At 35.8% G+C, this 24,189-nt stretch carries 18 protein-coding genes and 1 pseudogene; 13 read left to right on the top strand and 6 right to left on the bottom strand.

Annotation, left to right across the window (positions count from 1 at the left end):
* Nucleotides 1-283: 283 nt before the first annotated feature.
* Entirely contained in the window at nucleotides 284-709 is a 426-nt protein-coding gene (locus SCA31_RS05105; RefSeq protein WP_410695974.1) for a transposase family protein, read from the bottom strand.
* A 45-nt stretch (nucleotides 710-754) separates the two neighbouring features.
* Nucleotides 755-937, bottom strand: a pseudogene (locus tag SCA31_RS05100) (transposase); the annotation flags it as partial.
* 149 nt (nucleotides 938-1,086) lie between these two features.
* On the opposite strand from SCA31_RS05100, the gene SCA31_RS05095 reads away from it, so the two are divergent.
* Nucleotides 1,087-1,212 (top strand): hypothetical protein, encoded by a 126-nt coding sequence (locus SCA31_RS05095; RefSeq protein WP_410695729.1) that lies wholly within the window; start codon nucleotides 1,087-1,089, stop codon nucleotides 1,210-1,212.
* Between the two features lie 45 nt (nucleotides 1,213-1,257).
* Here the strand turns inward: SCA31_RS05095 and SCA31_RS05090 are convergent, their stop codons facing one another.
* The 4 genes from SCA31_RS05090 to SCA31_RS05075 all read right to left on the bottom strand — a co-directional run bounded on the left by SCA31_RS05090 (nucleotide 1,258) and on the right by SCA31_RS05075 (nucleotide 9,981).
* Nucleotides 1,258-1,824, bottom strand: coding sequence for a hypothetical protein (locus SCA31_RS05090; protein ID WP_410695728.1), 567 nt, complete (start codon nucleotides 1,822-1,824; stop codon nucleotides 1,258-1,260).
* Nucleotides 1,821-8,546 (bottom strand): SpvB/TcaC N-terminal domain-containing protein, encoded by a 6,726-nt coding sequence (locus SCA31_RS05085; RefSeq protein WP_410695727.1) that lies wholly within the window; start codon nucleotides 8,544-8,546, stop codon nucleotides 1,821-1,823. The genes SCA31_RS05090 and SCA31_RS05085 overlap by 4 nt, the downstream gene beginning before the upstream one ends.
* A 103-nt stretch (nucleotides 8,547-8,649) precedes the next feature.
* On the bottom strand, nucleotides 8,650-9,135 hold the full coding sequence (locus SCA31_RS05080; RefSeq protein ID WP_410695726.1) for a hypothetical protein: 486 nt from the start codon (nucleotides 9,133-9,135) through the stop codon (nucleotides 8,650-8,652).
* Nucleotides 9,136-9,141: 6 nt separating this feature from the next.
* Nucleotides 9,142-9,981, bottom strand: a complete 840-nt coding sequence (locus SCA31_RS05075) for a cell wall anchor protein (protein ID WP_410695725.1) — start codon at nucleotides 9,979-9,981, stop codon at nucleotides 9,142-9,144.
* Between the two features lie 334 nt (nucleotides 9,982-10,315).
* On the opposite strand from SCA31_RS05075, the gene SCA31_RS05070 reads away from it, so the two are divergent.
* The 12 genes from SCA31_RS05070 to SCA31_RS05015 all read left to right on the top strand — a co-directional run bounded on the left by SCA31_RS05070 (nucleotide 10,316) and on the right by SCA31_RS05015 (nucleotide 24,041).
* Nucleotides 10,316-10,642 (top strand): DUF6660 family protein, encoded by a 327-nt coding sequence (locus SCA31_RS05070; protein ID WP_332560227.1) that lies wholly within the window; start codon nucleotides 10,316-10,318, stop codon nucleotides 10,640-10,642.
* 136 nt (nucleotides 10,643-10,778) lie between these two features.
* Nucleotides 10,779-15,140, top strand: coding sequence for a CusA/CzcA family heavy metal efflux RND transporter (locus SCA31_RS05065; protein WP_410695724.1), 4,362 nt, complete (start codon nucleotides 10,779-10,781; stop codon nucleotides 15,138-15,140).
* 76 nt (nucleotides 15,141-15,216) lie between these two features.
* On the top strand, nucleotides 15,217-16,446 hold the full coding sequence (locus SCA31_RS05060) for an efflux RND transporter periplasmic adaptor subunit (RefSeq protein WP_410695723.1): 1,230 nt from the start codon (nucleotides 15,217-15,219) through the stop codon (nucleotides 16,444-16,446).
* A 134-nt stretch (nucleotides 16,447-16,580) separates the two neighbouring features.
* A complete protein-coding gene (locus SCA31_RS05055; protein WP_410695722.1) occupies nucleotides 16,581-17,459 on the top strand; it encodes a bestrophin family protein in 879 nt (292 codons plus the stop codon).
* Nucleotides 17,460-17,473: 14 nt separating this feature from the next.
* Nucleotides 17,474-18,373 (top strand): cation diffusion facilitator family transporter, encoded by a 900-nt coding sequence (locus SCA31_RS05050; RefSeq protein ID WP_410695721.1) that lies wholly within the window; start codon nucleotides 17,474-17,476, stop codon nucleotides 18,371-18,373.
* Between the two features lie 17 nt (nucleotides 18,374-18,390).
* The gene (locus SCA31_RS05045; RefSeq protein ID WP_410695720.1) at nucleotides 18,391-18,810 is read left to right on the top strand and encodes a Fur family transcriptional regulator; all 420 of its coding nucleotides are present in this window, start codon (nucleotides 18,391-18,393) and stop codon (nucleotides 18,808-18,810) included.
* A gap of 44 nt (nucleotides 18,811-18,854) precedes the next feature.
* The gene (locus tag SCA31_RS05040; RefSeq protein ID WP_410695719.1) at nucleotides 18,855-20,837 is read left to right on the top strand and encodes a heavy metal translocating P-type ATPase; all 1,983 of its coding nucleotides are present in this window, start codon (nucleotides 18,855-18,857) and stop codon (nucleotides 20,835-20,837) included.
* A gap of 580 nt (nucleotides 20,838-21,417) precedes the next feature.
* A complete protein-coding gene (locus SCA31_RS05035; RefSeq protein ID WP_410695718.1) occupies nucleotides 21,418-21,780 on the top strand; it encodes a hypothetical protein in 363 nt (120 codons plus the stop codon).
* 210 nt (nucleotides 21,781-21,990) lie between these two features.
* Nucleotides 21,991-22,263, top strand: coding sequence for a YHS domain-containing protein (locus tag SCA31_RS05030; protein WP_410695717.1), 273 nt, complete (start codon nucleotides 21,991-21,993; stop codon nucleotides 22,261-22,263).
* Nucleotides 22,250-22,927, top strand: a complete 678-nt coding sequence (locus SCA31_RS05025) for an SCO family protein (protein ID WP_410695716.1) — start codon at nucleotides 22,250-22,252, stop codon at nucleotides 22,925-22,927. The genes SCA31_RS05030 and SCA31_RS05025 overlap by 14 nt, the downstream gene beginning before the upstream one ends.
* Nucleotides 22,928-22,990: 63 nt before the next feature.
* Nucleotides 22,991-23,665 carry a superoxide dismutase gene (locus SCA31_RS05020; RefSeq protein WP_410695715.1) on the top strand — a complete coding sequence of 225 codons (675 nt, stop codon included), beginning with the start codon at nucleotides 22,991-22,993 and terminating at the stop codon, nucleotides 23,663-23,665.
* A gap of 4 nt (nucleotides 23,666-23,669) precedes the next feature.
* A complete protein-coding gene (locus SCA31_RS05015) occupies nucleotides 23,670-24,041 on the top strand; it encodes a hypothetical protein (protein WP_410695714.1) in 372 nt (123 codons plus the stop codon).
* The last annotated feature ends 148 nt before the right edge of the window (nucleotides 24,042-24,189 follow it).

Genomic DNA, 24,189 nt, shown 5'->3' with positions numbered 1-24,189 from the left:
CTAGCACATCCAACAATAACTTAAAAATTGAAGTCTTCATGAAAAAACATACAAATTCATTGAATTTAATAAAACAGCTCAATTTAAATTTAAAAAAATAATATAATGAATATTAAAAAATATGAAATAATACATATGAAAAGTGGGGCTATGATACTTTTCTTTTTGTGAACTTGTCTAAAGTTTCCTGATTAGAATACAACAAAAGGCAATGAGGTGAATAGATTTCCAATGTAAAGCTCTACGTTTCAAAACGAATTAATAATGCTTTGAATCCGTCTAACTAAGCATTCATACGCTCAATAACAAACCTTCTTTTGTATAATTTTTCATCAAAGATAAGATCCCTGTCAGAGATATTTCCATTTCTTTTATTAAAGGCAATATTGTGCAATAGCTCCTTTCTTGTGCGAAATTTTCTAAAATCCTCACTGTCAAAGCCTGCATCTGCATTGATAAATAAATAGTCCGTCCTTATGGATGAATTTTTGAGGCTGGATAAAATTTCATCTACATGATTCTCAATTTCAAAAAGATCATTATGATTTCCATCGATAGCCTGGCTACATCCCAATGGAATACCTTGGTTATCACACAAGAATAACATATTGGTGGTTCTGCATTTTTTTCGACCCTGGTATCCAACTCTTTCTCCTCCTTGCTTTGCTGGGGTATGAGAGCCATCAAGCTGAAGACAGGATAAATTCAAATACCTTTTATATTTTTCAAAAAGCCCCTCCTTTAACCGTTCCCAATTTCCGTTCCTGCACCATTTTCTGAAATGATAATACACACTTTTCCATGAATAAGGCGAGCTGAAAAACTGCTTTATTGGAAGTTCACGCCATTGACAGCCTGTTTTTAAACGGTACAATATCGAACTTACAACTTCTTCTAATAATACTTTACAATTATTTTTTGAGAGCCCTAGATCCAAATACCGGCTAAACTCTTTTTTATTATATCTTTGGATAACACAGTTTTTTTTGAAAGAATGATACAACTTTTTTAGGAAATACCATTCTTTCTTTTACTTTAGACAAGTTCATTGTAAATTCTGATATTGATTCTCTGAATAAATCTGTAGTGGAAAAAGTACAATTGATAGAACAACTGGACGAGAAACAGAAAGAATCCATATTCAATATTATTGATATGGCGCTCTATAATCTTAAACTTAAAAAAACGCTTTCTAACGCGCTGGCTTTATGATAAAAATAAACCCGCTGTGAAGCGGGTTTATTATTTTATTGATTACTACAATTTTTCAATCTTCTTTTTGAGTTCATCCGCTGTTTTAACGTTTTTCTCAACACCAATTCCATTCCTGTAAATTTCCTGAAGTTTAGACATACAATTAATATCATTTAATTTTGCTCCTTTTTCTAAGTATTTTAAAGCTTCTAATTTTGCTTTTTCATTTATTTTTGCAAAATCTGTAATATCATCATACTCATTATTGTTATTCATTGCAATTATAGATTCAAAAACCATATTATATCCATCTCCACTATTATATTTATCTGCCATTATCAAGGCATATTTATTTAACTCTTTATAATCAGGAAGATTGCCATAATGAATTATAAGTCTAGTAAATGAATCAGAATCTCCTTTGCGAATCACATTTTTCTTATATTCTTCTAATTCATTTTTTTTAAAAACAGAAGCTGTGTCTACAATAATTTTTGCCGTATCGGGTTTATCCGGTAAAGCAGAATCTGTATTATATGTATCAGCATTTTTCATAATATTTTCTTTATTCTTGTTACTGCAATTAATTGCAAAAATCAAAAGCACTAAATAAATTATTGGTTTTTTCATTTTCTATATCTATCGTATATACCTGTTATATTTTGTCCATTAACAAAGTTGTTCCATCTTCCTGGATTGATTAAATTATATTGTCCTGCAACCCAGCTCCACGAACCATCTCTTCTAGCAACAAAATAATTATTAGGCGCCATAACCGAAGAAAACATAAAAGCCCGGGAAATTCTACTTGCAATACCATTACTCGTTCTACCAGTGTTACAAGACATTAACTCTATTTTTATAGCACCTCCGTTTTCTCTGTAATTTTTCCAGGTAGGACTTCTTTCCATTAAAACTCGATCAAATTTCTCCGGCGTATCAATCCAATATCTATCTGCTCCCTGTATACCTTTTGCGTTTCCGTGTGCATAAATTCTAATCGTTCCTTCTGGAACACCCGGGTCATTTTGTGCAACTTTATATAGACCTCCGTCTTTTTCATTAAACCAATTTAATACATCTCCTTTATTATCATTAGTCGCTCCTCCAGAACTACTATCAGCATCAGCATAGTCTACTTGGGTATCAATTCTATGCATCACATGATTAAAAGTTGAAACAAAAAATCCATTCATAGCCCCTTGCCAGAAATTACCTCCTGCTAATACAGAACCAACTCCACCAGAAATAGCCCCTGTTATTATGATCCCTGTATCACTTCTTAGAGGGTTAAAATCGAAAAACCCATCGCTGGGAGCCTTTAGTAAATCTCCTGTCAAACTTGCGAATGCTCCACTTGCTGCTCCACTCCAAAAGCTTCCACCTGTAAAAGTGGAAATAACTCCCATACTTACAGCATGGGCACCGGCACGTCCAACCACCATGCCTACAGGTCCCAGTGCCTTGGCAATGTTTGCTACCTGAAATAGGGTACCTATTCCGAAAGATAACGCACCACTTACCATTCCGGTAATGGCTGCCGAGGAAATAGATCTAAAGAATCCATTGACCGTCCAATCTCCTTTTATTAATGCTGTAGCTGTATAAGTAGCAGCAGTGATAGCAACTGCAGTAAATGCAGCTTTCGCTATGAGAGCAATAAAAGGAGCAAATGCAAACTCTCCCGTTGGATCGTTATACATCAATGGGTTATTCAATACATACCCATACTTGTTATAGTTCTGAGTATTATATGGATCCTGAATGTTTTCATCAGCATTTAAGAATCTTCTTAGTAACGGATCATACAATCTTCCGTTCATATGGATAATTCCTACTTCAGCAAAATATTCATGGCTGGTATATCCTCTGTCTATTAACAGTGAGATTGTGCTAATGGCATTTTTATCTGTAATTACCGGGTTATTCGCTATTTGAAGATGGGTTAAATTACCCCATGCATCAAAATGTCTCTGTTCCAGTTTATTTCCGGCTTCATCACTGATAGCTAAGATACTACTTAAATAATCTTTATGCAAGAATTTATAAGACCCCGAGGTTTCTTCATAATTCTTTACATATACAATATTACTGTCATAAGGGGATCCACCAATATAAATAAGATGTTTTTCTTTTCCTGTAGTATTATCTTTTATTACTTCAAAGCTTCCGCTTTCACTGTAGAATTTGGTGAATTTACCATTTCCATCGGGATTAAAGTTACCACCGTAGGTAACTTTTTGTCTCATACCGGTAAGTCCATATTGGAAAGCTACATCACCTTTCATCCCATCAATGAATACAGGATCATTGTTTTCATTGTAAATAATGCTTTGAATTAAATCATTGTTATAATTTTGAGTTCCTTCATTATTTAGGGTCATGCCTGTAGGTTGATAAATTTTAGAGGGGTTGTCAAATTTAATTTTTCCTACCTGGTCGTTTTCCTGGATTCTACCTTTTACATCATAGACGTTACGGGTTGCATTCTGTACTTTAACACCTGTTATCGGATTAGTCCAGTTGACAAGTCTATTGTTATCGTCATAATCAAATGATTCTGTAATATTAAAGTCTCCTCCGGTAGTTCTTGCTTCTAATTCATTTTTGATTGTATTAAAATTATACGAAAGTTGAAGAATGCCTGGTTTGGTTGCTGAAGAGTGATTTATATGATTTAATGTTCCATCATTTTTATAACTTTGATTAATTTCAACAGCTCCCAATTGAGCTTTAAGAACTTGACCTCTATGATTCATTTCTTTTAGTTCCCAAAGAATTTTACCTGAATTTTTATCCTTGATTTGAAACAAATCTCCATTCCAGGCGTTATATACATTTTCTACTTGTACTTTAGTCAATACCCCTGAAGAGAATAGTTGCTTTTCATAGGAAATTACTCTTGCTTTATCATCATAGGTAATTCCTTTTTGTATAAAATATTTTTCATTACTACTTTCAGAAGAAGATAATATTCTTCCTTGCTGATCATAAGTAGTATTTGAACTGTAAGCTTTTCCTTTAGAGGTTCCTGTTTTTGAAATAAGTCTTCCCTTATCATCATAGTTGAAAGAGATTAGCTTATTAGTTGCCTGGCCACCATCTGTTGTGGAGAGCTCTTTTTGAGAGATAAGTTGCCCTAGAGCGCTATAAGCATATTCTTTAGTGCCTTTTGGACTTATGATTTTTTTAGGCTTTCCAAAACCGTCATATTCATATTTATAAGTTCCATTGGCTGGATCATTGAATTCTGATTTTCTTCCCCATGAATCATACTTGGTAGTTACAATATTTTCGGCATATTGTGCTTTAATTTGCTCTCCAGCTGCGCTGTAAGAGAATGTAATTGTTCCACCTTTGTCTATTGATGATATTAGATTCCCCAGTGCATCTGCTATTTTAGAATTTGTCCTTCCATATCCGTTGAGTTCTTTTTCTATCGTAGTAGTGCCAACAACTGACGTTTCCATTTGCTTGCCTGTAAATGTTGTAGCAGTAATTTTAGCAGGAAATACAGAGTCATCATATGCGATGGAATTCCATTGCCATACTGCTCCTCCTTCAAAATAAGGTTCACTCTCAGCAGTCTTTCTTCCTAATATATCAAATTTAACCTCATTGGAAACAAATTGTCCTTGTCCAAAAGCTTTGGTAGAAGCTTTATAATCTTGTCCTAACTTATTTGTATACTTTTTAGATACATTACCATCTGGGTCGTATTGTGTAACTAAAATATTGGAATTATTATCTCTTTCATACTGATAGGTAGTTAGTCCATCAAGATTGGTTTTAGAAGTTGATAATTTCCCCCAAGTATCATAAGTATTGGTCAAAGTATTTCCTAATGGATCGGTTTGAGTTAAGATCTGCCCTAAATCATTATAAGTGATATGAGTTTCTAATCCAAGATTATCCGTTTTTTTTACTACAAACCTACCTTTTGGCTCAAACTCTGCTTTAGTTGTTTGTGTTTGTGAATCTACACTATTGTTGATTACTTTTTGAGTTACGTTTCCAAAATTATCATAACTGTAAGTTTCCTGTAGATAGCCTGTATTGTCCTGGTTCCAGGTTTTTAAGGTTTTTAACAGATTACTTTCATACGTGTATTCCTCTTTAGTAGATTGGGTATCTCCATAAGCCTGTATTGCACTTGATTTAGTTTTTGGGCGACCAATATAATAGTCGGGGCCTGATCCTGATGGATTATGAGTATACTCAAATGTAGAAGTTGTAATACCATAGCCATTGTTTACATTAGATGTACTTTGTATTGGGAGATAATAATCTCCATAGGTAAGTGTACTGGTTGTAACAATGTTTGTTAAAAAATCCTTGGTTTTGGTAGTTTTCGGGACGATGGAGGTTACTACTTTTGGTTTGTCATTATCAGAAACAGAAGTTACTACCTGATTATTTAATAATTTATCTGATTGGTAGGCTGTAGATTTAAAACTTAAAAGCTGGGTGTTATTTTCTGAAATATCATCAGGGAAAATTTTGTTTTCGTCATTAGTTCGAATTGACCACTCTTTTGCTGGCAGCCCCTCATTTTCAATGTTAATTTCTGCACCTGCCCAGATTTTAGTGTTTTCGAAGCCTGTTGCATACCAGGAAGAGCGGGCCGTTTGATAATAACCTATCATTCCTTTACCTTGCATATGTATTGTCATCCCCCTGTATCGGAAATCTTGTTTTCTGTCTTCTTGCTGAAGTTGCGAAACGGCATACCCTCTGTCTATTCTATTTAAAGAGAAATAAGGATATAATTCACTTTTTGTATTTTTATAAAAATTAGGATTAACCATATTGTCTGGAACAATCTCCTGATAGGTAACAGATGTGGTAATCCCCCCTTGAGTAATTGATTGTACTTTTTTTAATTCATCTACTCCTGTAGGCGCTTTAATTTTAATTACATTATCTTTTCTAAATAAGAAAACGTTATAATAGTTATTATTAGACCTTATGATATTCGTTATTGGTTGATGGATGGAAAGATCATCATAAGGCTGAACTATCGTGAAATATGGAGAAATCGGAAAGCTGTAAATATTCTGTTTTTCAAAATCTATGGCTCCAAAAGTAGGAGATCCTTTCGAGATCACTCCAATTACAGTAGACCCTATTGTTCTTGAAGTATCGTTTAATTTGTTGGAATAAGAATGAACCTGAACAATATCAGACTTTCCATCTGCATTAAGGTCTGAAACGGAATACATGGTTCTACTAAATCTGAACATAACCCCATTACTTTGTGTACTTTCATTTTTATACGCCAAGAAATTAGGTTTAAAAACTGTATTGAAACTTTTTCCTGTTCCTAAGTAGAATTTCCAGTCATCTTGACCTATTTTTCCTTCAGTAAGAGGTAGCGTAAAATCAAGTTTTCCATCTCCATTAAAATCTCCAAATAGATAGGGGAATCCGTTCCCTTTAGTTTCTTCTAAGTTTCCTGTAAATTTAATTTTCTTTATATACTGATTGGATGTTGTTTTTATAAATTCAAATACAGTATATGCTGTATTGGATATATTGATGATGTCTATCTTTCCATCATTATCTATATCCATATACTTTTGATCCGTATATAAATTCTCATCAATACCAGAATCAATAGTATATTCAGAAACAGGATTATTAGTGTTTTTCAAATCTATAATAAAATGACCTACAGAATTTGTGTTGCATATTGTTTCTAAGCATTTAGGAGGTACTATTGCTTTATCATCACTATTTACACTTAAATTAAGTGGTGGATCAATGCAGTCCGGATTAGTTACAGTAGTACATCTTTTCGCATTTAGTGAAATAAATATATCTGATATCCCATCTCCATTAATATCTCCTTCATTTAAATTAGCATAAAGAGTACATTTTTCAATTCCGTTGTCAGTACAATTAGACAGATCATATACTTGTTTTTCAAAAACTTTTACAAATGCATTATTCTTGAAAGCATATATGGAAACTTTACCCTTTTCATACTCCGCAATCCCGTTACCGGTAAATACTTTGCCTGTTTCATCAATAAATGTATTGACCACCAATGAATTATAATTAAAAATTTTATTAGTCTGAACAACGTTAAATTCATCATTAAAAACGCCTAATTTTATAGTTCCATCGGTCATTACAAAATCCAGGTAGGCATCTCCATTAAAATCTCCAGTAAATCTGATCCTATCAAATAAAGCCTGATTATCAAGATTCAAGCCAATAGCTGTTGCTGGACTTTGAGCAGGATAATTAAATATAACAGGGTTTGCAGATTCACCTTTTGAATTAGATTCTGTTATCTTTTTTACATATTGGTAACCTGTTGTATCGGTAATGTATTCTGGTACATATTTCTTAAATATCTGCCCACTTGTTTTTACTGTTATATCTTTTAAAATCTTTGTTTGGGTGAACAATGTTCCAGGCCCATTGATATAGGTGCTTTCCGGAATGTTTCTATCACTATAGTCAAATATAATTTCATTAAAAGAAGCAGTTCCTAGTTTCTCATTCCCTCCCCAGGTAATGGATTTAATAATACTAATATTATTTTCCATATCATAAGTATAGTTGATAATATTTCCCTGAGCATCTTTCCACTTTACAATACTAAAACTTAAGCGGGTGGCAGCATTATTCCAATCTGGAGCCGTTCCTCCATACCAGGCTTGTGAACCATCTTCAAAGGTTACTTGCCAATATTGTGGCTGCTTCCAGTTGGACATAGTCCCAAAAGACTTAATTTTGATATTTGAGTACTTTTCAGTAACATATTCGGCGCCGTCTTTGCCATATTCTCCGGATTTCAGGATTAACCTTTGTCCATTGAAGCTGTAATAATCTGAGAAATCAATCTGAATACTTTTAACTTCGCCATCTTTTTCAATATTTTTTCCGGTTTTGGAGATAGAAGTGATACCGGATAAATTCCACCCGTAACCTGCAATTCCATTTCCGGAATCACTGGAATAGGTAAGACTGATTTGTGGTGCTACACTCTTCACTCCTGGCGGTAAAGCAATAGGTAATGTGAATTGTAATTGGCCTCCTCCAGCAACTTCTATATTTCCTTTTGTATCGTGAAAACTCTGACCGTCTGGAGCTGAGGTTCCGGTTGGATTACTGGCTCCAGCTTGGGAGTCTGTTGGTCCTCCACCTGGATTCTCTGTAGCAGGACCTATTTTTGCTATAAAGGGATTCGAAGCATCCGATTTGGCTTGAAATCCTTGGGCAAGCACTATCGTTTGCGGATCCTGAACCGTACGTGATGTAGTTTCTGCCTGATACAGGATGGTTTGTGAAAAACCTATCACTGACCACAAGGATAATATCAATGATGAAATAAATTTCATTTTTGTATTGGTTATTTTTATAAGTGATAATTAATAAAGATGGTTAAATACTGGTAAGAGCAAAGAAAACATTTTCAATGCCTTTACATTTTTCTTTTACTCTTTATCTTTTGGTGACATTTCTGGCAAAGACCCTTCCGTCTTTTAAGGTAAAGCGTAGAATATAAATCCCCCAATCATACCCAGTCATATTGATTTTAAGCTGGCGGTTTAGTCCGGGAATATTCTGTTGCTGAAATTTCCAATGAACGGTACTGTGCTGGTAGAGTGAAACCGATTCTATTAATCCATCCACTTCTTCAGTCCAGTCAATCGTCAGATAATCATTCACAGGAACCGGATAGAGTCTAATTTGTTTCCAGAAAGTTGTTTCATCCATAGTAGGAGCCTGTTTGGTAATGGCTGCTGTTTTGGACTGTTCCTCCGCTTTTGTTTCTTTTAGGATTTGATTTTCTGCGTTTTTACCCGCGGAGTTAGTTCCTCTGTATCGTTGGTTTCCGGCTTCATCATATTTGAAGTAGACTTCAGTTTGTGAAAACCCTAAAAATCCAATGAACAGAGAACACAGAGAAAGTAATTTTCTTTTCATGGGTGTTTATTTTTTGGTAGAAATTAATTGCTGTACTTGTTCTCTAAGTTCTTTAATCTCTTCAGACTGAGATTTGAGTTGCTTGTTTTGTTCAATGGAATAAAGAGTTAATTCTTCTATTTTCTCCAAAAGTTTAGCATCCATTTCACCTAGATTAATCCCGTCTTTTTCCACTTCTTTTGCGGAGGGAATATTGGGTAAATGTCCTTTTTCAGAAATATGCTTTTCTACCTCTTCCAGAGATCTAAGTTGATAGTCTTTCTTAAATACGTAGTCTGCCCAACCATTGATTGATGGATTTTCAACTTTTATTTTTTCAGCCTTGATTCCACCTTTTACAAATAATCTATACTCATTACAGTCATTGCATCCGGAAAGTGCTGTGTTCATTGATGTTCCGATCAGAACTTTTCCGTTTGCTCTTACTGAGAATAAAGGCTTTGCCCAATCCCCTGAGAAAAGAGGAGCAGAAAGGGTTAATAATCCAACATCATTAGGCTGGTATTTATCATAGACAAACCATGCTAGGTCAACCCCTGCATTAAGATTGGGAAGTAAATTACTTATCTGGAAAGCATCAGCATTAGCACTTGAATGAAATTGGGCCCTGCCATAAGTTTTGAAAGCTATATTAGGATCCACTACAGGGCCTCCTATGGCTACACTACCTGTCGAACTGATTTTCATTCTTTCAGTATTATTGGTTTTAAATGTTAAATCCTGATTGTCTGTAGTTCCAATAAAGTTGTTTGAAGAGTTTGTGCCTGCGTTTCCTGTAGTGTTCCAGCTTTGTGCAAAAATACTGGACGCAGTGATAGTACAAACCAATAGTAATGTTCGTTTCATATATAAATTAAATTTGTTTTGAAATTGAAATAAATGAGAATATTTCTTAGAGAGAGGGTGAATTGTTTTATCACTTTAAAATGGTTATTTATGTTTTTTGCAAAGTTAGTAAATGATATATTTACCACTTCTAATCGTCTTTATTATAGTGTCTTAAGTGTATTTTGCTATTTGTGAAATATAATACACCTATTGATTGGAAATATTATAGTATTTGAAAATAAAGGACTATTATTTTAAAAAGTTTTTTAATTGATATTTTTTTTATGATTTTTATCATGTATTTAAAATTGAAAGCTTACCCATTTTAGAAAAAAACTTTACCTTTGTCACAATGAACTTGTTAAGATGGATACTGGCAATTTATTTCATGGCGTTATCATTGATGCCCTGTGAAGACGTGTCTCATCTTTCATCAGACTCTGGAGATAAAAAGATTTCCCTAAACATTCAGGGAGCTCATTCAACAGAAAAAGGGGATATTTGTTCACCTCTTTGTGCCTGCAGCTGTTGCCAGATCACGGTTTCAGCATTTAAAATGGGTTCATTGTTAGAAATTCCCGAGCAGATTCCTGCTTATTTTTCTAAGAAAATTTTATTTCATAAAAACGACTTTGCTTACCAGGTGTATGATCACGTCTGGCAACCCCCTAAAATTTAATTTTATTGATTTTTAGAAAGTTACCTTTCTAAACGTGTTTGAAACTTTGCAATACCATTGCAGAGATTTTCAGGATATTTTTGCTGCAGAATTACGCTGTACGCAATGTATTTTCAATAAAAATTAAATATAAATCGTGTTAGATAAAATCATAAAATTTAGTATCAAAAACAAGGTTGTTATTGGTATTATGACCCTGATACTGATCATTTGGGGAACGTGGAGTGCCACAAAGCTACCCATAGATGCAGTACCAGATATTACCAATAATCAAGTGCAAATTATTACTGCATGTCCTACATTGGCAGGGCAGGAAGTAGAGCAATTGGTGACCTTTCCCATTGAGCAAAGTATCGCAAATGTTCCGGATATTCAGGAAACAAGAAGTATTTCAAGATTCGGACTTTCTGTAATTACAGTGGTTTTCAAGGAAGATGTAAACATTTACTTTGCCAGACAGCTTATCAGTGAACAATTAAAAAATGCAGTAGAGGAAATTCCGAAAGGAGTGGGAACTCCTGAATTAGCTCCCGTAAGTACAGGCCTTGGAGAGGTATATCAGTATATTCTTCACCCGAAAAAAGGAAGCGAAAAGAAATACAATGCCAAAGAATTAAGAACCATGCAGGACTGGATTGTCCGCAGACAGCTTAACGGAACTCCGGGAGTTGCGGAAATCAACAGTTTTGGAGGAGAATTAAAACAATATGAAGTAGCCATTGATCCCAATCGTTTAAAGGCGATGGGAACCAGTATTACTGAGATATTTACAGCTCTTGAAAAGAATAATCAAAATACAGGTGGAGCCTATATTGATAAAAAACCCAATGCTTATTTTATCCGGGGAATAGGACTTGTAACTTCCCTGGAAGATATCAGGAATATTGCTGTTAAAAATGAAACAGGAAGCGTTCCTATTTTTATAAAAGATGTTGCCGATGTTCGTTTAGGAAGTGCTGTACGTTATGGAGCGTTAACCTATGACGGAAAAGTAGATGCCGTGGGTGGAGTAGTGATGATGCTAAAAGGAGCCAACAGTAATGAAGTTGTTGGCAACATCAAGGAGAAGATTCCTACCATTCAGAAATCGCTTCCGGATGATGTAGTGATAGAGCCGTTTTTAGATAGAACTGATTTAGTTGACAGAGCTATTAGCACCGTTCAGAAAAACCTGATCGAGGGAGCTTTGATCGTTATCTTTGTTCTTGTAGTTTTTCTGGGGAACCTTAGAGCTGGGCTTATTGTGGCCTCTGCCATTCCACTTTCCTTATTATTTGCGCTGGGGATGATGAACGTCTTTGGGGTGAGTGCTAATTTAATGAGCCTTGGAGCAATAGACTTTGGGTTAATTGTAGACGGAGCTGTTATTATCGTAGAAGCAACCCTGCATCATCTTGGGGTAAGGAAATCAATGAGGACGTTAACTCAGTCTGAGATGGACGAAGAAGTCTTCCTTTCAGCATCAAAGATCAGAAGCAGTGCCGCTTTCGGGGAAATTATTATCCTGATTGTATATATTCCGATCCTTACCTTATCCGGTGTAGAAGGGAAAATGTTCACACCAATGGCAAAAACAGTAGGATTTGCAATTCTGGGAGCTTTGATCTTGTCATTAACGTACATCCCGATGATGAGTGCCTTGTTCTTATCCAAAAAAATATCACACAAGGAAACTTTTTCAGATAAAATGATGAATCGTCTTCAGAAGATGTATCAGCCATTATTGCAAAAAGCAATCAAAGTAAAATATATTGTTGTTTCAGCAACAGTAGTGGTTTTTGTGATCTCCGCATTTACCTTTAAAAATATGGGTGGAGAGTTTATTCCACAATTACAGGAGGGAGATTTTGCGTTCCATTGTATTTTACCACAGGGAAGTTCCCTGAGCCAGAGTATAGAAACCTCGATGCAGGCTTCCAGAATCATCAAGCAGTTTGATGAGGTGAAAATGGTAGTAGGGAAAACCGGATCTGCTGAGGTTCCTACAGATCCGATGCCGCCTGAGGCAACAGATATGATTGTGGTCTTAAAACCACAAAGCGAATGGAAAACTAAAAAATCCTATAGTGAACTGGCAGATGAAATCAGTGAAAAGCTGGAAACAATTCCTGGGGTATTCTTCGAGAAAAACCAGCCTATCCAAATGCGTTTTAATGAACTGATGACAGGAATCAGACAGGATGTTGCCGTGAAAATTTTTGGAGAAAATCTAGATTCATTGGCCGTGTATGCTGATAAAGTTGGAAAGATTATTCAGACTGTGGATGGGGCTACAGCACCTCAGATTGAAAGAGTAAGTGGTCTTCCGCAGATCAATGTGCAATACGACAGAACAAGAATTGCCAATTACGGATTAAATATAGAAGATGTCAACAATGCGGTAAGTACGGCCTTTGCAGGAAAAGCTGCCGGACAGGTTTTTGAAAATGAAAGACGCTTTGATTTGGTAGTGCGTCTGGACAGTCTTCACAGAACAGATATTTCAGATGTAAATAACCTGATGATTACCTCAGGCACAGGAGCGCAGATTCCATTGTCGCAGGTTGCCAATGTGAGTTATAAGCTTGGTCCGGCACAGATCAGTCGTGAACAGGGAAAACGTAGAATTGTAATCGGATTCAATGTGAAAGGGAGAGATGTGGAAAGTGTAGTAAAGGATATTCAGGCAAAGCTGGATAAGGTGAAATTACCGTCCGGATACTACTTTACCTATGGCGGGCAGTTTGAAAACCTGCAGGAAGCAAGTAAACGTTTGATGATTGCCGTTCCTGTATCGCTGCTTCTTATTTTTATGTTGTTGTATTTTACTTTCCGTTCATTCAAGCAGGCTGGATTAATCTTCACAGCCATTCCAATGAGTGCCATCGGAGGTGTTTTTGCCTTGATTATAAGAGATATGCCATTCAGTATCAGTGCGGGAATCGGATTTATTGCTCTTTTTGGAGTAGCAGTTCTTAACGGAATTGTATTGATAGGAACCTTTAATCAATTGGAAAAAGAGGGTGAAACAGATATTTTAAAACGTGTTTTTGAAGGAACAAAAACCAGATTAAGACCCGTTTTGATGACTGCTACCGTAGCATCATTGGGATTCTTACCAATGGCGATTTCTACAGGAGCAGGAGCAGAAGTACAAAAACCTCTGGCAACAGTAGTTATTGGAGGGTTGGTATCGGCAACATTCCTTACATTATTCGTTCTACCCATGCTGTACATTATTTTTAATACAAAAATTTTGAAAAGAAAAAATAACCAGACCGGATCATTTACAATCATTCTTCTTTTAGGATTAATGATGGTGGGGCAGACCTTTAAAGCTCAAACCCGGCCAATATCTGTGGAAGAGGCTGTACAAATGGCGATGAATAATAATTTAACCCTACAGTCAAAGGACTTAAGCATAAAATCTGCAGAAGCTTTAAGACCTACGGCAAAGGAACTTCCCAAATTAAGCTTTGATGCTCAACTGGGACAATACAACAGTCCGAAATTCGACCAGTCTTTTGCTATTTCACAAAGCATTCCTTTTCCCACCTTATTTAAGGCAAGAAAGGAACTCATTAATGAAAATATTAAGAGTAAGCAGATTGATAAAGAGGTTACTATCAACGAGCTTGTTAAAGACGTTCGGACCTATTATTACCAGATTGAATATCTTCAGTATAATAAAGAAAAACTGACCAGTCTGGCAGGTTTTTATGAAGAGTTTATCAGAATTGCAACCGTAAGATTTAAAGCTGGTGACATCAAAAAGATCGAAATCAATACCGCAGAAACCCAAAAAGGAGAAATCGATCTATTACTGAGACAGAATGAAGTGTTTCTGAATAATGCCTATAAAAATTTAAAAACACTCCTGAATACTTCAGAAAACCTGGAAGTACCATTCAAAACAGATTATGAACCTTTAAAGGCAGAAAATGTATTGGATAGTGCAGTGGTAGCCAACAATCCTACAGTAAAGGCTTTTTATCATGAAATGGAAATTGCAGAGAAGAATAAAAAGGTAGAAAAAGCCACGGGCTTACCGGATTTTAGCCTGGGATATACAAACCAGTCATTAATAGGATTTCATACCATAAACGGACAGGAAAATTTCTATGATTCCGGGAAACGCTTTCAATCAGCAACAGTAGGAGTAGCAATACCTTTAACATTTGGTGCTACAAAGGCAAGAATGCAGGCTTTAGAATATGATAAACAGGTGGCAGAAACTAACGCGAGAATGCAGAAAAAACAACTTTCTGCCCAGTTGGAAAATGCATTTAGCCAATATCAGCAGGATACGCAGCAGTATGATTACTATACCAATCAGGCGCTGCCTAATGCAGAGAAAATTGTAAAGGCAGCTCAACTAGGATATAAAACAGGGGAAATTTCCTATGTAGAATATCTTTTTGCCTTGCAGACAGCCACCAATATTCAATTAAAATATCTGGAATCCATCCAGCAGGTGAATCAATCTGTAGTTACCATTAATTCAATCATTAACAAATAATATGAAGTCGCTATTAACAGAAAATTCCCCAATGAAGATGATGGCATACGATTTTAGAAAAAATAAATATTCACATATGAAACTCAAATATAATATCATATCTCTTGTATTAATCTCTCTGTTGGCAATAAGCTGTGGAAAAAAGGAATCTACAGAAGAAAAAGCACCGGAAAAAACAGAACAGAAAGAGAAAGCCCACGAAGAAGCTCCTGAAACCATTGCCTCATTAACAGAAGAGCAGATGAAATCTGTAGGAGTGGCTTTGGGGTCGGTAGAAATGAAAGAACTTACCTCTACCATCAAGGCCAATGGTCTTTTGAGCGTGCCGAATAGTAATAAGGCAACCATAACTTCTCTATACGGAGGAATTATTAAAACAATAAATATCCAGGTAGGAAGTATTGTGAAAAAAGGACAGGTTATCGCAACCATTGCCAATCCTGAATACATCCAGCTTCAGGAAGATTATCTGACTACCAATAGCCGAATTACCTATGCTGAACAGGAATTCAGGAGACAACGAGAGCTTTTTGATAATGATGCAGGGGCCAAGAAAAATCTTCAAAATGCAGATGCAGAATTGAAAACACTAAGAACCAAAAGAGCCTCTCTTTTGAAACAGCTTCAAATGATGGGAATAAATCCGGGAAGTGTAAACAATGGCAATATGAAATCCGGTTTGGTTATCACAGCTCCAATCAGTGGAACAATCAGTGGGATCACAGCACAGATAGGAAGTTATGTAGATATTTCATCCCCTGTTGCTACCGTTATTGATAATGGGTCCATCCATCTGGATCTTCAGGTGTTTGAAAAAGATCTTCTGAAAATGAGGGTAGGGCAGATTGTTCATTTTAAACTGACCAATAATCCCGAAACAGAATATGATGCGAAGATTTACAGCATTGGATCATCCTTTGAAAACGAAAGCAAGACCATTTCAATGCACTGTGAGGTGATAGGAAATAAATCAGGACTGATTGACGGGATGAATATCACAGGGCTGGTAAGCCTTGACAAAAGTACAACACCTGCAGTTCCTACCGAAGCTATTGTAGAAGCAGATGGAAAATACTATGTCTTTGTACAAACTGATAAAAAGGTAGAAGAAGAGCATGACGAAAAAGGAAAACCACATCCGAAAACCCTGAATTTTGAAAAAATGGAAGTCGTAAAAGGAACCTCAGACATGGGATACACTGCCATTACTTCTATTGGACAAATTCCGGATAATGCCAAAATTGTTGTAAAAGGAGCCTTTTTTGTAAATGCCAAGCTCGTGAATTCAGGAGAGCACGAACATTAATGAAAGTGTTTAAAACCAATAAAATGTCGATTTTTATACTTAAATTAGAGCTGTTTACGGAATAATTTTTATTGAAGTAAAAACGACTGAGGGAAAGCAAAGAGTATCTTATAAAATTTAATACATGCCCAACGATGCTATTAAACAAAAAAATATCAGTCTGGTATTTCATCCGTGAAATAAAATCTCAAATTCTGTTTATCGGAATATTCGCTGTAGTCATTGGACTTTTGGACATGCTGCCATGGTTTCGTAAAATTTCACTTCCTCTGAACATTCCTGCGCTTTTAGGAACTGCAGTTTCATTATTGCTGGCGTTCAGAACCTCCCAATCCTATGAACGATGGTGGGAAGCCAGAACGGTTTGGGGAGCCATTGTGAATGATTCCAGAACATTGGTGAGATTGGTCAGTCAATTTTTACCTGAGGGAGATAAAAATATCAGAGCCATTGCAGAAAGGCAGATCATCTGGACTTATGCCTTAGGAGAATCTTTGAGAAAACTGCCCTTTTCTGATAAAGTTCAAAAATATTTGGATGAAAATAAGATCAGTGCGGTTAATATTCCCAATGCTCTTTTAGATGCCCACTCCAAACAGTTTAAGGAAATTGCTGCTTCCAAAGGGCTTACAGATTTCCAGCAGATGCAACTGAATGATATGGTCACTAGACTTTGTGACAGTATGGGAAAATGTGAAAGATTAAAAAATACCGTTTTTCCGAGGTCCTACAGCGTTTTAGTGCATATTTTGATCTATGTGTTTGCCGCTATACTACCATTTGGATTAGATGATTCACAATTGACAATCGAGATCATGATTACTTTTCTGGTTCCGATCGTGTTCATTACGATAGAAAAAACATCTATTATTATGCAGGATCCATTCGAAAACGGACCAGTGGATACTCCCATGACTTCCCTGGCGCAGACTATAGAAATCAATATCCGGCAAATGATCGGGGAGCAAAATGTGCCTTTAAAAAAAGAAAATACATCCTATTATGAAATGTAATTAATCCAGCAGCTATGGAAACCAAAACACAAACCCAACTTCCCTCTGCAGCAAGCAGACATAAAAAAAACCTCCTGATTGTACTCTGTCTAAGTGGTACCTATCTCATTGCTGAGGTGATAGGAGGACTTGTTACCAATAGTCTTGCCCTATTAGCCGATGCAGCACATATGCTCACAGATGTTGTAGGATTATTATTGGCATTTATTGCCATTAAAATAGGAGAGAAAAAAGCAGATCCCTCCAGAACCTACGGATATTACCGTACTGAAATACTGGCAGCAGTTATTAATGCAGTGGTTCTATTGGGAATTTCAATATATGTCCTATTTGAAGCATATCGACGCTTTCAGGATCCACCGGAAGTACAAAGTAAATCTATGCTGATTGTAGCAGGGATAGGGTTGGTAGTAAACATTGTAGGAATGATGATTCTGAGAAAAGACTCAGAGGGAAGCCTGAACATGAAAGGGGCCTACTTTGAAGTTCTTTCAGATATGCTTACCTCTGTAGGAGTCATGATTGCCGGAATTATTATGCTGACAACAGGGTGGTATTATGCCGATCCGTTGATTTCGGCAGCCATTGGCCTTTTAATATTTCCAAGAACATGGCGGCTGTTGAAAGAAGCAATCAATGTATTATTAGAAGGAACTCCCAATGATGTAGACATCTATGAGCTACGCAAATCACTGGAGCAGACGCAGGGAGTGAAAAACGTTCATGATCTTCACGTATGGTCTTTAACATCAAGTGTGAATGCGATGAGTGCACACATTGTGAAAGAAGAAGCGTATCCCCAGAATCAATTATTGAAAACATTAACGGACCAAACGGTGGAGAACTTTAAAATAAACCACACTACTTTTCAGATAGAAGATGATGGCTATGAAGAAAATGAAGTCCATCTGTAAATTTTAAATTGTTGAAAATGAAAAAAGATATAGAAAACAAGCTCATTGATAAAAATACCAAACCCACCAGCATGAGGATTCTGGTGTACGATTTTCTAAGCTCACAAGACGCAGCGATGTCCCTCTCTGAAATAGAAAATCACTTTGAGAATGCAGATCGAATTACCATTTACAGAACATTAAAAACCTTTGAAGAAAAAGGAATTGTTCACAGCATACAGGAAAATGCAACCACAAAATACAAGTTATGCGATGACGATTGTGATGAGAAAACCCATAAGGACTGGCATCTTCATTTCTATTGCAAAATATGTAAACAAACGACATGTAAAGAGGATATTTCCTTTCCCGAAAATATTCAGACCAATTTTCGGATTGATGAAATAAGGCTTTTTGCCAAAGGAATATGTGAAAATTGTCTTGAAAGTTTGCAATAGCATTGCATTCGTTTCCCCATTAAATTTGTATAAAAATATCAGTTATGGAAAAATGCTGTAGTACAACCCCAGAAAAAATAGAGAAAAAAGGACACAATCATAATCATTCAGAGGGAGATGGACATGACCATGACGGCCATGATCATTCCCATGATTCCGGAGATCAGACGATGTTTCAGATGTTTCTTCCGGCCATTATATCCTTTGTGATCTTATTGCTGGGAATTGCTTTTGATAATTATATAAAACCAGCATGGTTTGCAGGTTGGGTAAGGTTGGTGTGGTTTCTGGCAGCCTATATTCCAGTAGGATTTCCGGTATTGAAAGATGCTTATAAAAGTATTATTAAAGGAGATGTATTTTCAGAATTTTTTCTGATGAGTATTGCTACCATTGGTGCTTTTGCCATTGGAGAATATCCTGAAGGAGTTGCTGTAATGCTTTTTTATGCTGTAGGAGAAGTTTTCCAATCTATGGCGGTAACCAGAGCAAAAGGAAATATAAAAGCCTTACTGGATCAGCGCCCCGATGAGGTAACGATTATGGAAAGTAATCAGCCTAAAACCATTAAAGCCAAAGAAACCAAGGTAGGAAATATTATCCAGTTGAAGCCAGGAGAAAAACTGGCATTGGACGGGGAACTGCTTTCAGATTCAGCATCATTCAATACAGCTGCCTTAACGGGAGAAAGCAAACCGGATACTAAAAATAAAGGTGAAGTTGTATTGGCAGGGATGATCAATATGAACAGTATAGCACTTGTTAAGGTAACTACAGCCTATGAAGACAGTAAATTAAGTAAAATATTAGAGCTGGTTCAGAATGCAACTGCTCAAAAGGCACCTACAGAATTGTTCATCAGAAAATTTGCCAAGGTGTATACGCCGATTGTCGTGTTTCTTGCCATAGGAATCTGTTTCTTGCCTTATTTCATTGTAAACGATTATCAGTTCAGAGATTGGTTGTACAGAGCCTTAATTTTCCTTGTAATCTCTTGCCCTTGTGCCTTGGTAATTTCCATTCCGCTGGGATATTTCGGAGGAATAGGAGCAGCCAGCCGAAACGGAATTTTATTTAAAGGAAGTAACTTTCTCGACAGCATTGCGGAGATTCAAAATGTGGTGATGGATAAAACCGGAACGATGACTGAAGGAGTCTTCAAAGTTCAGGAAGTAAGTATTACCCCCGAATTTAATAAAGATGAAATTCTTCAATTAGTCAATCTACTGGAAAGCAAAAGTACACACCCTGTAGCAACTGCTATCCACAACTATGTAGGAGATATTAATTATTCCATTCCGATGGAAAATGTAGAGGAAATTGCAGGACACGGATTAAAGGCTACCGTTAATGGAAAAGAACTACTTGTAGGGAATTTCAAATTAATGGATAAGTTCAATATCCAATATGATATTAACCATGCCAATATTGTATACACCCTTATTGCTGTAGCTTACGATAAAAAATTTGCAGGGTATATTACTATCGCAGACAGCATAAAAGAAGATGCAAAAGAAACAGTTGATAATCTTCATAAAATGGGTGTAAAAGCCACAATGTTGAGCGGTGATAAAGGAACCGTTGTAAAATATGTTGCAGACCAACTTGGTATTGATAATGCCTTTGGAGACCTTTTACCGGAAGACAAAGTAAATAAGGTTAAAGAAATTAAGGCAAAAAATCAAACGGTAGCTTTTGTAGGAGACGGTGTAAATGATGCACCTGTAGTTGCTTTGAGTGATGTAGGAATAGCTATGGGTGGCTTAGGAAGTGACGCCACCATTGAAACGGCAGATGTCGTTATTCAGGATGATAAACCAAGCAAAATTCCAATGGCTATTAATATCGGAAAGCAAACGAAAAAGATCGTTTGGCAAAATATTATTCTGGCCTTTGCTGTAAAAGCAGTGGTTTTGGTTCTGGGAGCTGGAGGACTTGCAACCATGTGGGAAGCGGTTTTTGCAGATGTTGGAGTAGCCCTGTTAGCTATTTTAAATGCAGTAAGAATTCAGAGAATGAAGTTCTAGAAAGCAAATAATAACATAAACTAAATTATATTAATAAAGGCTCTGCTGTTTTCAGTAGAGCTTTTTTAGTGAATTGGTTTCCAGTCAAAAAAATCTGCATCATCAGCAAAATTCGCGAGAGGTAACAATGATAAAATTCATTGAATCTGGAGTATCTAAAGAAAAGCTCCACTGAAAAAGATCAGCAGAGCTTCGACAAGATTAAACTTTTATAAAGAACTAAATTTTTTACTTTGACAAGGCAAGGAAATCAAATGGTTGTTCCTTATTCTGAATTAAACTTTGAAATCCATAATCAAAGTTCGTGATAATACTAGTTTTATAACAGGTACAGTTTTTTCAATTTTATGGGTAACAGATTACTATTTTTATTTTAACCGCTATTAATAGTAAAAATGATGAATTTTCAACCAAAAAAATCTGTACCATCCGCAAAATTTGCGAGAGATAAAAATTACAAAAAAATAACTCTAATCAATATAATCCACATAGAAAACAATAAAAACGATCAATGACATTCATCATAAATAGAGCATAAAACAATTTCGAAATAGTATATTTGTAACATAGAACTGAAAAGTTGAAGGTATTCATTTCCATATTTATCATTCTTACAGTTGCACTACGTCCTGTTTTGCCACTGGTAAACTATGTAGTAAATTATGATTACATTGTAAATAATCTTTGTGAAAACAGAGATATACCTCAGTCTACCTGTAAAGGAAAATGCTATGTTGAAAAAGAACTTGCGAAAACAGAAAAGCAATCCAATAGTTCCCAAACCATAAAGATAGCGGGACTGGATGTTTTTCTTTCTCATGATATCCTTTCTTTTTTGGATCAAAAAGACTTTGAACAGCTGGTAGAAACTCCCGGCTCAGATTACCCTAATTTCCATTCTTCAGATTATTTTTCCAGGATATTCCATCCTCCACTCATTTAATTTAATATTAAACTAAAATTTTAGTTTTTTTACTGACGTCATCTTAACCATTTAAATAGACAGGGTAATTTAAATAAAATCATTGTTTCTATTTATGGTGTAATCCAATGATCTTCAATAGCGATTTTGTTAAAGTTTGGATTTTTTTCAAGATGCATTGCTTAGTGTTATACCTTTATTCAATAATATTAATTTCAATTTACCATTAAAATGAAATCTTCAGTTATTTTGACTGCATTGCTGTCAATATCATTGCTGTCCTGTGCAAAAGAACCGCAGGTGAAGCATAAAAACAACATGAGTTCTTCCAAGGAAAATATCAAAAATGTACAGGTAGTGAACGAAGAAGATCCTATATGTCATATGAAAACGGCGGAATTTTTGAAAGATACTGCAGTATATAAAAATAAGACGTACGGTTTCTGCAGTTCTTATTGTAAAGATGAATTCAAGAAAAATCCTGAAAGTTATGCCCAAAAATAAACAGACTAATAACAAGAGCAAGGTTATCATCCCGATTGCAGTTATAGCGTTATTGTTTCTGGGAATAGGCGTAGGAATGGGGTATTTCAAGAAGAATCTGTATACGGTAATGCCGGTTCCTAATTTTGAACTGACAGACCAAAACAGTAAAAAGATTACGAATAAGGATATGCTTGGAAAAGTATATCTGGTAGAGTTTTTCTTCAGTAAATGTCCTACCATATGTCCTGTGATGAATAGCAATATGAAAGCCATTCAAAACCAAATCAATGATCCTAATTTCGGAATTATTTCCATTAGTATTGATCCGGAAAATGACACACCGGAAGCCTTAAAAGAACATGCTCAGAGAATTGGAGCGAAATCTCAAAACTGGCATTTCCTAACAGGTGATAGAGGCTATATCGGTAATCTTGCAGATAAATTTAATATTTATGTGGGAGATAAAGAGGATGACAGCGAAAGTTTAAATCATAGCGGAATGATTGCCTTAGTAGATCAGGACGGGAATATTCGTTGCAGATACAACAAGGAAAATATGCCAATCCTCTATTATTCAGGATTAAATTATGAAGATCCGGAGGGGAAAACTCCAAAACTAACCGGTAAGTATCACCCCGATAGAGAGATTTTGATAGAAGATATCAAGAAGCTTTTAAAGTAAATACAGGAAGCATAAGGCTTTCATTTGATAAAAAGATATTGTTTAACCATATAACAAAATGTTATGAAGATTTTTAAAATTGCTGCTTTAGGAGCAGTATTTGCGGCTCAGTTTACAATGGCCCAATTTAAGCAGACCCCTCTGCCATATGCTTACAACGCATTGGAGGGTTCTATAGATGCACAAACAATGGAGATCCATTATTCCAAACACGGAGCAGCCTATGCCGCTAACCTGAATAAGGCTATTGCAGGAACACCACAGGAAAAACAAACCTTGATTCAGATTCTTTCTGAAACATCCAAGTTAAGTCCTGCGGTAAGAAATAATGCAGGTGGACATTACAATCACGAGCTTTTCTGGACCATCCTTACCCCAGAAAAAAATAGTCAGCCATCAGCAAAATTAGCAAAGGCAATCAATGAAACCTTTGGAGGTATGGACGCTTTTAAAGAAAAAATGAGTAAAGCCGGAGCAGATCGTTTTGGATCAGGATGGGCTTGGCTTTCTGTGGATAAAACAGGGAAACTATTTGTTTCTTCAACTCCAAATCAGGACAATCCTTTAATGGATATTGTAGAGGAAAAAGGGACTCCAATTTTAGGAATTGATGTTTGGGAACATGCTTATTACCTGAAATATCAGAACAAAAGAGCAGACTACCTTTCCGCAATCTGGAATGTATTGAACTGGAAAGAAGTGAGCAAAAGATATGAAGAAGCTTTAAGCAAAAAATAACTTCATGAAAATATTTTACGGCATACTTTTTACCCTTTATATGGTGTTCAGACCTCTGATACCATTGGTAGAGTATGCTGTAAATTACAATTATATTGTTGATACCTTATGTATTAACAAAAGCAAGCCGGAAGTTCATTGTAACGGAAAATGTTACTTGAGCAAAGAACTGGCAAAAGCCAATGATAATGCAGAGTCTACACCATTTAGTAAAGTGAAGAATTCAGGACAGAAAATTCTTGATATTTATATTCTTCCTGACATTGCAGAAATTAGTATCACGGAAAAAATTCCATTTTTCAATTTCAATTTTATCTATCAAACAGAGTATTCTTTTCTGTTTCTGAAACACATTTTCAGACCACCTGTTTTTTAAGTTGTTCCTATCACTATTCAACCCCAAAAGTCACAAAAGCTTATTTACATTAAAAATCAAAGATTTTTAAAAAGCTTAAGTGTTCTTATGATGCATAAAGCCTATCACTTAATAACCTTAAGTGTAAGAACTTTGGTGCCTTTTGTGG

The organism is Chryseobacterium sp. SIMBA_028, from assembly GCF_046535285.1.
Lineage (GTDB): Bacteria > Bacteroidota > Bacteroidia > Flavobacteriales > Weeksellaceae > Chryseobacterium.
Note: the sequence above shows the minus strand (reverse complement) of the source record. Positions and strands in the feature narration are given on the sequence as shown.

Bases quoted from the DNA above. Each gene is read 5' to 3' on its own strand.
- SCA31_RS05070 (WP_332560227.1), top strand. From the start codon at position 10,316: ATGAACTTGTTAAGATGGATACTGGCAATTTATTTCATGGCGTTATCA.
- SCA31_RS05015 (WP_410695714.1), top strand. From the start codon at position 23,670: ATGAAAATATTTTACGGCATACTTTTTACCCTTTATATGGTGTTCAGA.
- SCA31_RS05085 (WP_410695727.1), bottom strand. From the start codon at position 8,546: ATGAAATTTATTTCATCATTGATATTATCCTTGTGGTCAGTGATAGGT.
- SCA31_RS05050 (WP_410695721.1), top strand. From the start codon at position 17,474: ATGGAAACCAAAACACAAACCCAACTTCCCTCTGCAGCAAGCAGACAT.
- SCA31_RS05045 (WP_410695720.1), top strand. From the start codon at position 18,391: ATGAAAAAAGATATAGAAAACAAGCTCATTGATAAAAATACCAAACCC.
- SCA31_RS05080 (WP_410695726.1), bottom strand. From the start codon at position 9,135: ATGAAAAGAAAATTACTTTCTCTGTGTTCTCTGTTCATTGGATTTTTA.
- SCA31_RS05060 (WP_410695723.1), top strand. From the start codon at position 15,217: ATGAAACTCAAATATAATATCATATCTCTTGTATTAATCTCTCTGTTG.
- SCA31_RS05075 (WP_410695725.1), bottom strand. From the start codon at position 9,981: ATGAAACGAACATTACTATTGGTTTGTACTATCACTGCGTCCAGTATT.
- SCA31_RS05090 (WP_410695728.1), bottom strand. From the start codon at position 1,824: ATGAAAAAACCAATAATTTATTTAGTGCTTTTGATTTTTGCAATTAAT.
- SCA31_RS05030 (WP_410695717.1), top strand. From the start codon at position 21,991: ATGAAATCTTCAGTTATTTTGACTGCATTGCTGTCAATATCATTGCTG.
- SCA31_RS05055 (WP_410695722.1), top strand. From the start codon at position 16,581: ATGCTATTAAACAAAAAAATATCAGTCTGGTATTTCATCCGTGAAATA.
- SCA31_RS05040 (WP_410695719.1), top strand. From the start codon at position 18,855: ATGGAAAAATGCTGTAGTACAACCCCAGAAAAAATAGAGAAAAAAGGA.
- SCA31_RS05020 (WP_410695715.1), top strand. From the start codon at position 22,991: ATGAAGATTTTTAAAATTGCTGCTTTAGGAGCAGTATTTGCGGCTCAG.
- SCA31_RS05025 (WP_410695716.1), top strand. From the start codon at position 22,250: ATGCCCAAAAATAAACAGACTAATAACAAGAGCAAGGTTATCATCCCG.